Annotated in this window: 2 protein-coding genes; both read right to left on the reverse strand. The window is 60.6% G+C overall.

The window, feature by feature from the left end:
• Nucleotides 1-360 (reverse strand): F0F1 ATP synthase subunit epsilon (locus tag IG629_RS12295; RefSeq protein WP_193172240.1); only part of this gene is annotated, 360 nt, incomplete at its 3' end.
• Nucleotides 361-392: 32 nt separating this feature from the next.
• Nucleotides 393-1,192, reverse strand: an 800-nt coding sequence (gene atpD / locus IG629_RS12300; RefSeq protein WP_193172241.1) for a F0F1 ATP synthase subunit beta, incomplete at its 5' end; no start/stop codon positions are given.

The following is a 1,192-nucleotide window of genomic DNA, read 5'->3' on the forward strand; positions in this document are numbered from 1 at the left end:
GCGCTCAATCCGCTCACGCTCAAGATCGGACTTTGCGTCCTTCAGATCGTCACGCAGATCGGAAATGTCAGAGTCGACCTTGGCTGTGTCCACATCTTTCAGCACCTGTGCCTCTTCAGCCAGCACCGTACAGCGGGTCTCCGTCACTTCGGCGAAACCGCCGGCGACGAAAATCCGCTCGGCGACGGAGCCGTTCTGATGAATGTCGATCACACCGGGCTCGAGGGTCGAGATCATCGGCGCGTGGCGCGGCAGCACACCGAAATACCCTTCCGTACCCGGCACGACGACCATTTCGGCCGCTTCCGAGTAGAGAAGCTTTTCCGGCGATACCAGCTCGAACTGTGTCGTCTCGGCCATGTTTATGGCTCCACTCCGTTAGGCAGCCTGAATTAAGCCGCTTCCGCCGCCATCTTTTTGGCCTTCTCGACGGCTTCCTCGATGGTGCCGACCATGTAGAAGGCAGCTTCCGGAAGATCGTCGTACTCGCCGGCGAGGATGCCCTTGAAGCCCTTGATGGTGTCTTCGAGGGAAACCAGCTTGCCCGGAGAACCGGTGAAGACCTCGGCAACGTGGAACGGCTGGGAGAGGAAACGCTGGATCTTCCGGGCGCGAGCCACGGTCTGGCGATCTTCTTCCGACAGCTCGTCCATGCCGAGAATGGCGATGATGTCCTGCAGGGACTTGTAGGTCTGCAGCACTTCCTGCACCGAACGGGCGATCTGGTAATGCTCGTCACCGATGATCCGCGGATCAAGCATCCGGGACGTGGAGTCGAGCGGATCAACGGCCGGGTAGATGCCGAGCTCGGCAATCTGACGGCTGAGAACCGTGGTCGCGTCAAGGTGCGAGAAGGACGTGGCAGGCGCCGGATCGGTCAAGTCATCGGCCGGCACGTAAATGGCCTGCACGGACGTAATCGAGCCCTTCTTGGTCGTGGTAATACGTTCCTGCAGCATACCCATGTCGGTCGCCAGGGTCGGCTGATAGCCCACCGCCGACGGGATACGACCGAGAAGTGCGGACACTTCGGAACCGGCCTGCGTGAAACGGAAGATGTTATCCACGAAGAACAGCACGTCCTGGCCTTCTTCGTCGCGGAAATACTCGGCCTGGGTCAGACCGGTCAGCGCGACACGGGAACGGGCACCTGGCGGCTCATTCATCTGGCCATAGACCAGGGCTGCCTTGG

Origin of the sequence: Nisaea nitritireducens (assembly GCF_014904795.1) — a bacterium.
Classification (GTDB): Bacteria; Pseudomonadota; Alphaproteobacteria; order Thalassobaculales; family Thalassobaculaceae; genus Nisaea; species Nisaea nitritireducens.